This window comes from Sphingopyxis sp. (genome assembly GCF_036402335.1).
Lineage (GTDB): Bacteria > Pseudomonadota > Alphaproteobacteria > Sphingomonadales > Sphingomonadaceae > Sphingopyxis.
The window spans coordinates 1-9,166 of sequence record NZ_DASWTD010000222.1; the positions used below are offsets into that span (position 1 = coordinate 1).

10 protein-coding genes are annotated in these 9,166 nt (G+C 65.6%); 7 read left to right on the plus strand and 3 right to left on the minus strand.

Annotated features, from left to right (window positions below):
* Positions 1-74 precede the first annotated feature (74 nt).
* Positions 75-725: an RNA methyltransferase gene (locus VGD20_RS06860; protein ID WP_331133737.1), complete on the minus strand. Its 651-nt coding sequence runs from the start codon at positions 723-725 to the stop codon at positions 75-77.
* A gap of 102 nt (positions 726-827) precedes the next feature.
* A complete protein-coding gene (locus tag VGD20_RS06865; protein WP_331133738.1) occupies positions 828-1,172 on the minus strand; it encodes an arsenate reductase family protein in 345 nt (114 codons plus the stop codon).
* Positions 1,173-1,399: 227 nt separating this feature from the next.
* Here VGD20_RS06865 and VGD20_RS06870 point away from each other — a divergent pair, with 227 nt between their 5' ends.
* A complete protein-coding gene (locus VGD20_RS06870) occupies positions 1,400-2,089 on the plus strand; it encodes a murein L,D-transpeptidase catalytic domain family protein (protein WP_331133739.1) in 690 nt (229 codons plus the stop codon).
* 263 nt (positions 2,090-2,352) lie between these two features.
* On the opposite strand, the gene VGD20_RS06875 is transcribed toward VGD20_RS06870, so the two are convergent.
* Positions 2,353-3,138, minus strand: coding sequence for a cold-shock protein (locus VGD20_RS06875; RefSeq protein WP_331133740.1), 786 nt, complete (start codon positions 3,136-3,138; stop codon positions 2,353-2,355).
* A gap of 262 nt (positions 3,139-3,400) precedes the next feature.
* On the opposite strand from VGD20_RS06875, the gene VGD20_RS06880 reads away from it, so the two are divergent.
* The 6 genes from VGD20_RS06880 (at position 3,401) to ybaL (ending at position 9,096) form a co-directional block, all read left to right on the plus strand.
* On the plus strand, positions 3,401-4,018 hold the full coding sequence (locus VGD20_RS06880) for a ribonuclease H-like domain-containing protein (protein WP_331133741.1): 618 nt from the start codon (positions 3,401-3,403) through the stop codon (positions 4,016-4,018).
* A 17-nt stretch (positions 4,019-4,035) separates the two neighbouring features.
* A complete protein-coding gene (gene lptC, locus VGD20_RS06885; RefSeq protein WP_331133742.1) occupies positions 4,036-4,674 on the plus strand; it encodes an LPS export ABC transporter periplasmic protein LptC in 639 nt (212 codons plus the stop codon).
* A complete protein-coding gene (locus tag VGD20_RS06890) occupies positions 4,671-5,249 on the plus strand; it encodes an LptA/OstA family protein (protein ID WP_331133743.1) in 579 nt (192 codons plus the stop codon). Before lptC ends, VGD20_RS06890 begins: the two co-directional genes overlap by 4 nt.
* Before the next feature lie 103 nt (positions 5,250-5,352).
* Complete coding sequence (locus VGD20_RS06895) at positions 5,353-5,502, plus strand: hypothetical protein (protein WP_331133744.1); 150 nt, start codon at positions 5,353-5,355, stop codon at positions 5,500-5,502.
* A gap of 61 nt (positions 5,503-5,563) precedes the next feature.
* A complete protein-coding gene (locus VGD20_RS06900) occupies positions 5,564-7,378 on the plus strand; it encodes an ABC transporter ATP-binding protein/permease (protein ID WP_331133745.1) in 1,815 nt (604 codons plus the stop codon).
* Between the two features lie 80 nt (positions 7,379-7,458).
* Positions 7,459-9,096 carry a YbaL family putative K(+) efflux transporter gene (ybaL, locus tag VGD20_RS06905; protein ID WP_331133746.1) on the plus strand — a complete coding sequence of 546 codons (1,638 nt, stop codon included), beginning with the start codon at positions 7,459-7,461 and terminating at the stop codon, positions 9,094-9,096.
* Positions 9,097-9,166 lie beyond the last annotated feature (70 nt).

Below are 9,166 nucleotides of genomic sequence, written 5' to 3' on the forward strand. Positions count from 1 at the left end.
ACGATCTGGTTTGCGCGGGCGGGGTAGGGGCGCGGACGTCTGGCGGGTTTCTACTGATTGCGGACATTGAGCCTCTATCGATCGGTCGCCATGATCGTTGGTAACGGGGTAGTTCGCTCGCCCCTGTGGTCGCGCAGCCGATGCCTGCTGGCATACGCACGACGTTGCTTCGTCACTTCGTAAAGGACGATCCCGGAGCTTGTCGCGAGATTGAGGCTCTCGATCATTCCGAACATCGGAATGCTGACGCACATGTCACTGCGCGCAACGGCGAGATCGCTCAGCCCTCTTGCTTCGTTACCGAACCAAACCGAAAGTTTTGCGTGCTCTGCAAAATCCACTTCATGGAGATATTTGTTCGTTTTCCCCTTAATGTGCGGCGATGTGGCTATAGAGACGAAACGGTTCTTCTCCAGATGAGCCAGACACTCTTCGGTGCTGCCGAACCGCTTAACGAAGGTCCATTTGACGGCCGAGACTGAAAGTTTCGATAGCTTCGGTTCAGAACGCAATTCTTGCCAATCGTCCGACAGGACGTGGCGCGGATCCACGACGTAAACCTTCTCCGCCCCCAAGGCGTTCACGTTGCGAATGATGGTGCCGATGTTGCGCGGGTTCTCCGGTTCCTCGATCACTACGATCAGGTTCTTACAGCGAAAGTCCCTGATTTGATCGGCCCGCTGCCGCGCCGGCTTCTTCACTGGTGTTGCTTTTTCATTTGTCACTCGCGCCTCCGCCGGCCACCGCGCACATACCCTAGAAGTGGCGAAGCAATGACCGCTCGCCCTCCCAGAGCCGCTCTTCCCGAATCGTGACCCGTATCTTCGTCAGAGAATTTCGTGCACCCGGTCCTGCGGACGGCAGAGGCAGACGCCCTTTTCGGTTTCGACGAACGGGCGTTCGACATAGGCGGGATTCGCGGCCATCGCGGCGACGATGTCGGCCTCGCTCGCGTCCTTGAGGCCGCGCTCTTCGGCGTCGGTGCCGCGAAGGCGCAGCGCGTCGCGCGCGGTGAGACCGGCGTCGGCGAAGAGCTGCTGCAGCTTGTCCGCGCTGTACGGATTTTTGAGATATTCGATCACGGTCAGGTCGACCCCGGGGGTTTCCTGAAGAATCGCCAAGGTCTTGCGCGAGGTGCCGCAAGCGGGGTTGTGCCAGATGGTTGCGTTCATGGGCGTGTGTCCTAACGCAGCCTTACAGCAGCGTAAACTCGCTATTCATGGCATATATGGCACATCTTCCCGCATGAAGGGGAACCACCTGCTTGCCTTTCGCGGCCGATATACGACTTATGCAAAGTCGAGGACCGTCAAAGGGCGGCTTATGCGGGGTTGTGGCTCAAGTGAATGAATTGATCGATCGTCGAGCGTTGCTGGCTGCGATGGCGGGTGCGGGGGCCATGGCCGCCGTCCCGGCGCGCGCGCAACTGCCCAACTGGATTCAGCAACCGCCGGCGCCTTTGCCGCCGCCGGTCGACTATCTGTCGGTGGCGAAGAAGCAGCTTGCGATGCAGGGGCGCAATATCCCGCAGAGCGACCGTGTCGGCGTCGTCGATTTCGGCCTGCCGTCGTCGCGCCCGCGCTTCGCGCTGGTCGATATGGTCGCGGGCAAGGTCGACATGTTCCCGGTGACGCACGGCCGCGGGTCGGACCCGCAGCACGACGGGTGGCTCAAGAGCTTTTCGAACCGCATGGGGTCGCTCGCGACCTCGCGCGGCGCGTACCGCACCAGCGATTATTATTGGGGTGCCAACGGTTCGTCGATGCGCCTTGCGGGGCTGGAGCCCGACAATTATTCGGCCGATGCGCGCGCGATCGTCGTCCACGGCGCCTGGTATGCCGATCCCGCGCTGATCGCGACGCAGGGCAAGCTCGGGCGGAGCGAGGGCTGCTTCGTGTTCGGCGAGGAACTGCTGCCGATGATCCTCTACAAGCTCGGGCCGGGGCGGCTGCTGTTCGCCGACCGGCTGAGCGCGCCGCCGCCGCTGCCGAAACCGTTCGAACTGCCGCCCGCCGACCCGCTGCCGGGGACGGAGAATCTGCGGCGTGCGAGCACATTCAGCGGGGCGCTGCCGAAGACCGCGGATTAAGCGGCCAAGGACCGGTTTGGGAAAAGCCGCCCTTTGCTCCCTCGCTTTCGTCATCCCGGACTCGATCCAGGATCCACCGCAGCGCTGAAGTCATGGACCCCGGATCAAGTCCGGGGTGACGCGTAGGGCCGTCCTCCCCATGGCTGCGCCACAGGGAGGAGCGAATGGCAGCTCCCGGTCGAAAGCCGTCAGCATTTTCAGTGCATCCAAACAAAAAGGGCGGCCCGAGAGCCGCCCTTTTCGTTTGTCTGGTTATCCGCCTGTCAGTCCTGATGCGGCTGGATGTTCACCGCCGCGAACTTGCCGCGGTCGTCGACTTCGATGTCGAACGCGACGCGGTCGCCTTCGTCGAGGCCCGCCATGCCGGCGCGCTGCACCGCGCTGATGTGGACAAAGGCATCGGCCTGTCCGTCGTCGCGCGCGATAAAGCCGAAGCCCTTCGTCGTGTTGAAGAATTTGACGGTGCCCGAGGTGCGTTCACCGGTCAGCTGGCGACGGCCGCGGGCACCGCCCGGCGCGCCGCCGGGGCGGTCACCGCGATCGTCGCGGCGCGGGCCATTGTCTTCGATCGGCAGCGGTTCGCCTTCGATCTTCAGATCGATCGCCGACACCTTGCCATTGCGTTCGACGAGCGTGAAGCCAAGCGGCTGGCCCGAAGCGAGGCCCTGGAGGCCCGCCTGTTCGACCGCGCTGATGTGCACGAACACATCTTCGCCGCCATCGTCGCGCGCGACGAAGCCGAAGCCCTTCGAGGGGTTGAAGAATTTCACCGTACCCTGGCCTTCGCCGACGACCTGCGCAGGCATGCCGCCGCCCCGTCCGCCGCCGAAACCGCCGCGATCACCGCCGCCGAAGCCGCCGCGATCACCGCCACCAAAGCCTCCGCGGTCCCCACCGCCGAAGCCGCCACGGTCGCGATCACCAAAGCCACCGCGTCCGCCGCCATAGCTGTCGCCGCCGTAAGGAGCCGGTTCAAAGCTGTCAAAATTGCCGAAATCGTCGCGCTTACCGCGCCCCCGCTGGCCGCGGCGATCCTTGTTGAAACTCATTGTCTAATAGTCGCTTTCGGTTCGTCCATCACCCATTCGACCGGCGCCTTGCGCCGGACGGGGACGCAGTTCACCATGGGCACAGACTCGCCCCGTGCCTCTAATGGCGCAATATATAGCCTAAATGAACGCCATCTGCGAACGGAAAATTCAACGCCGCGAAGCCCGATGAGGCGCGCTTTGCCGCAGGCGCGTGGCGGCCGGACGGCGCGGACGAAAACCAGTCATTGAGCGGCACGGCAGCTTCGCCTAAGGCGAGGCCATGAGCGTCTATTTCCACGAAGAAGATTTGCCCGAAGGCGTACTGGGTTCCGGGCCAGTGGCCATCGATACCGAAACCATGGGCCTGAACCCGCTGCGCGACCGATTGTGCCTTGTCCAGATCAGCGACGGGTCGGGCGACGAGCATCTTGTCCGCTTCCGGCCGGGCAGTGCCTATGATGCGCCGGTGCTGAAGGCGATCCTGACCGACCCCGCCCGGCTGAAGCTGTTCCACTTCGCGCGCTTCGACATCGCGGCGTTGCAGCAGGCGCTCGGCGTCGTGACCGCGCCCGTCTATTGCACCAAGATCGCATCAAGGCTGATCCGCACCTATACAGACCGTCACGGCCTCAAGGAGCTGGTGCGCGAACTGCTCGGCCAGGAAGTGTCGAAGCAGCAGCAGTCGAGCGACTGGGGCGCCGCCGAGCTCAGCGAAGCGCAGCGCGACTATGCCGCGAGCGACGTGCGCTTCCTGCACGCGATGAAGGTGATACTCGATGCGCGGCTGGCGCGCGAAGGGCGCACCGAACTGGCGCAGGCCTGTTTCGACTTCCTGCCGACGCGCGCCGCGCTCGACCTCGCCGGCTGGCCCGAAACTGACATTTTTGCGCATAGCTGAGGCGATCAGGGAATCCGATGTCCGAACGCGCCGATCTTGACCGCACGATGCGCCGCATGTGGGCGGCGAGCGGGTCGAGCCACGACAAGGTCGTGCGCATCCTGCGTTTCGGTTTGCCGCTCGTCATCGGCGTCGTTGCCGCGGTGCTGGTCTTTTCGCCCTTCACCCAGCGTGCGGAGATCAGCTTCCTGCTCGCCAAGGACAAGGTCGACATGGCGAGCGAGCGGATGAAGGTGACGCGCGCCGAATATCGCGGCCAGGACGCGAAGGGGCAGCCCTTTGCGCTGCTGGCAGGCAGCGCGGTGCAGAAAAGCTCGACCGAGCCCATCGTACGCATGACCGACCTGTCGGGCGCGATTCGCCTCGACGACGGCCCCGCGACGATCGTCGCCCGCGACAGCGCCTATAATATGGAGACCGAAAAGGTCGCCGTGCCGGGGCTGGTGCAGGTCAAGAGCGCGGGCGGGTACAGGATCGACGCGAACAATGTCGCGGTCGATCTGAAGACGCGCAGCCTCGCCGGGCAGGGCGGCGTCGACGGGACGTTGAACATCGGCCATTTTTCGGCCAACCAGCTGTCCGCCGACCTCGACAAGCGGATCGTGCGCCTGCAGGGCAATGCGCGGCTGCGGATCAATCAGGGAGTGCTCAAATGAACCGGCTCTGGACCATGAAAAGCATGGCGCTTGCGGGCGTCGGCTTTACGCTGACCAGCCTCGCCCTGCTGTCCGCCGGTGCCGGCGGCGATGCCGCGCAGGCGCAGGCGCTCGCGAACCACAACAGCAACGCCCCGGTCGATTTCGCCGCGAACAGCATCGAGGTGCAGGACCGCGCCGACCGCGTGATCATTTCGGGCAATGTCCGCGTCACGCAGGCCGGTATGACGCTGACCGCGGCGCGGATGACCGTTGCCTATACGCGATCGGGCGGCACCGACGTCAACCGGCTCGATGCAACGGGCGGGGTCGTGGTGACCAAGGGCGATGAACGCGCATCGGGCAATGTCGCGATCTACGATCTCGACAAGCGGCTGATCACGATGGTCGGCAATGTCCAGCTGACCCAGCGTGGCAACAATCTGCGCGGCGGGCGGATGGTGATCGACCTCAACAGCGGCCGGGCGACGGTCGACGGGCGCGGCGCGGCGCGCGGACCCGACGGCAATCCGGTGCAGGGCGGCACCGGCGGGCGCGTCACCGGCACCTTCACGGTACCGGAAAGAAAGCAGTAACCAGCGGCCTTTACCGGACTGCAACCATGCGCCTTCACCAAGGGCGCGGGACCAGATCCACTGCGGTGCCGGGGGGCGACGCTGCGATACGAAGGCGAACCCCATGCGCTTTTCCCCCCTCGTTCCGCCGCGGCGCCCGAGCTTTGGCCGCCGGCGGGAGCCGCCCGAGCCGATCGTGACGGGCCCCAGCAATGAAGAACGGCGGCTGATCGACCGCATCATGCGCCACGCGGGGTATCGCGAATCGCGCTGATGCGATGATCGGGACCCGCGGCGCTTGGCGTTGAGGCATCGCGCGCCTACATGGGGCGCGCATGCCGCCCGACACCTCCACTACCGCCGACGCTTCGCGCGAACCGCCCGTCCTGGCGACGCTGCGGCGTTTCCTGCCCTATCTGTGGCCCGCGGGACAGACGGAGGCAAAGGTCCGCATCGTCCTCGCGGGCCTGATCGTGCTCGCGTCGAAGGGCGTGCAGCTTTCGATGGGCTTCCTTTATGGCGCCGCGATCGACCGCATGGCGCCGGGGATGGAAGAGGGCGTCGCGCTCGCGATCGGGCTGGTGCTTGCCTATGCCGGCGCGCGCTTCGCGGGCGTATTGTTCGACAACCTCCGCAACGTCGTGTTCGAACGCGTCGGGCAGGATGCGACGCGCGAACTCGCGATCACAACCTTCAGCCACCTCCACGCGCTCAGCCTGCGCTTCCATCTCGCGCGGCGCACGGGCGAGGTTACCAAGGTGATCGAGCGCGGCACGAAGAGCATCGATACGATGCTCTATTTCCTGCTGTTCAACATCGCGCCGACGATCGTCGAGCTCGCCGCGGTGCTCATCATCTTCTGGACCAAGTTCAGCTTCGGGCTTGCCAGCGCGACCGCGCTGATGGTCGTCGTCTATATCATCTTCACGCGCAAGGTGACCGACTGGCGCAACGCGCTGCGCACGCGGATGAACGACCTCGACACGCTGACGATCGGGCGCAGCGTCGACAGCCTGCTCAATTACGAAACGGTCAAATATTTCGGCGCCGAGGAACGCGAGGAAGCGCGCTATCGCGACGTCGCCGACCAATATGCCAAGGCCGCGGTCAAGAGCGAGAACAGTCTCGCGTGGCTCAATATCGGGCAGAGCCTCGTCACCAACGCCGCGCTGGCGGGCGCGATGGCGTATACCGTGTGGGGCTGGTCGACCGGCGAATACAAGGTCGGTGACGTGGTGCTGGTGAACACCTTGCTCGCGCAGCTGTTCCGCCCGCTCGACATGCTCGGCATGGTCTATCGCGTGATCCGGCAGGGGCTGATCGATATGGAGGCGATGTTCCGCCTGATCGACACCCCGCCCGAGATCAGCGATGTCGAGGGCGCATGGCCGCTCGTCGTGAACGGCGGCGCGGTGGCGTTCGAGAATGTCGTTTTCGGCTACGAGCCCGATCGCACGATCCTGAACGGCGTGAGCTTTGCCGTGGGCGCGGGCGAGACGCTGGCGATCGTCGGCCCGTCGGGCGCGGGCAAGTCGACGATCGCGCGGCTGCTCTTCCGCTTCTACGATCCGCAGGGCGGACGGATCACGATCGACGGGCAGGATATCGCGCAGGTCACGCAGAAAAGCCTGCGCGCCGAGATCGGCATCGTCCCGCAGGATACCGTGCTGTTCAACGACAGCATCGGTTACAACATCGCCTACGGCCGTGAGGACGCGAGCGCCGACGCGATTGCGGCGGCCGCCGAGGGCGCGGCGATCGACGGCTTCATCGGGCTGCTGCCGCAGGGCTATGACACCGAGGTCGGCGAGCGCGGGCTGAAGCTGTCGGGCGGCGAGAAGCAGCGCGTCGCGATCGCGCGCACGCTGCTCAAGAACCCGCCGGTGCTGATTTTGGACGAAGCAACGAGCGCGCTCGACAGCCGCACCGAGGCGGCGATCCAGGACACGCTCGAACGCATCGCGGCGCGGCGGACGACGCTGGTGATCGCGCACCGCCTGTCGACGGTGACGGGCGCCGACCGGATCATCGTGCTCGAGCGCGGCCGCGTCGCCGAGACGGGGACGCACGACCAGCTGCTCGCGATGCGCGGGCTCTACGCCGACATGTGGGCGCGGCAGCAGGCGGAGAAGGAAGAGGGGACGGTTTGAACTCCCGCCTGCGGTTTTATCGCAACTAAATTACTTGCCTTGGGTTGACCCCTCGCGCCCGCGCCCTTTACGCAAGGGTCATGCCGCATGACACCAGCCTGATCGGAACCATCGTCGCCGGGCTGGGCGTCGCCTTTCTGATGGGCGCGCTTGCTCATAGACTGAAAATCTCTCCGATCGCGGGCTATTTGCTCGCGGGGGTGATGGTCGGCCCGTTCACGCCGGGATTCGTCGCCGATACCGGGCTGGCGATGCAGCTCGCCGAGATCGGCGTGATCCTGCTGATGTTCGGGGTCGGGCTGCACTTTTCGCTCAAAGACCTGCTGTCGGTGCGCAGGATCGCGGTTCCGGGGGCGATCGCACAGATCGCGGTCGCGACCGCGCTCGGCATGATGCTCGGGCTCTGGCTCGGCTGGTCGGTCGAGGGCAGCATCGTGTTCGGGCTCGCGCTGTCGGTGGCCTCGACCGTCGTGCTGCTGCGCGCGCTCCAGGCGCGCGACATGGTCGAGACCGAAAAGGGGCGGATCGCGGTCGGCTGGCTGATCGTCGAGGATCTCGTGATGGTGCTCGCGCTCGTGCTGCTGCCCGCGATGTTCGGATCGCGCGGCGATGAGGGCGGCAGCGCGGGGTTGCTCCAGTCGGCGGGCATCGTGCTGGTCAAGGTCGTCGGTTTCGTCGCCTTCATGTTCGTGATCGCGCGGCGGGTGCTGCCGTGGGTGCTCCACTGGGTTGCGCATTCGGGATCGCGCGAGCTGTTCCGGCTGGCGGTGCTGGCGATCGCATTGGGGGTGGCGTTCGGCGCGGCGGTGATTTTCGATGTGTCCTTTGCCTTGGGTGCCTTCTTTGCCGGCATGATCCTTGGCGAAACGCAATTGTCGCGGCGCGCCGCCGAGGAAACGCTGCCGCTGCGCGACGCGTTCGCGGTGCTGTTCTTCGTCTCGGTCGGCATGCTGTTCGATCCCAAGGTGCTCGTCGAGCAGCCGGGGCCGGTGCTGGCGACGGTCGCGATCATCGTCGTCGGCAAGTCGGTCGCTGCATATGCACTCGTCCGCGCCTTCGGCCACAATTCGGGGACCGCGCTGACGGTGTCGGTCAGCCTCGCGCAGATCGGCGAATTCTCGTTCATCCTCGCCGGGCTCGGCGTCGGCTTGAAAGTGCTGCCCGAAACGGGGCGCGACCTGATCCTTGCCGGATCGCTGCTGTCGATCCTGTTCAACCCGATCCTCTTTTCGCTCGCGGTCAAGCGCATGCGCTCCGATGAGCCCGAAGCGGTCGAGGCGGAGGGCGTCGACGCGCCCGCACCGTGCAACGCCGGCGTCGTGCTCATCGGCTATGGCCGCGTCGGCAGCCATATCGGCAGCCTGATCTGCGGGCGCGGCGAGGGGCTGACGGTCATCGAGGACCAGAAGGACATGGCGGCCGCGGCGCGCGAGGCGGGCGCGACGGTGATCGTCGGCGACGCGACCAAGGAGAGCATCCTGCGGCAGGCGGGGCTCGACGAGGCCTCGACCTTGCTGATCGCCATCCCCGAAGGGGTCGAGGCGGGGGCAATCGTACGCCGTGCGCGCGCGATCAACCCGAAGCTGGTGATCGTCGCGCGCGCGCATTCGGACGAGGAGGTCGCCGATCTCGTCCGGCGCGGCGCCGACCATGTCGTGATGGCCGAGCGCGAGACCGCGTCGCGGATGGCCGAGCGGGCGATGCTGACTTTGGCCTGAGTGCGTCATTGCGAGCGAAGCGAAGCAATCCAGAGTATGCGTAAACCGCTCTGGATTGCTTCGCTTCGCT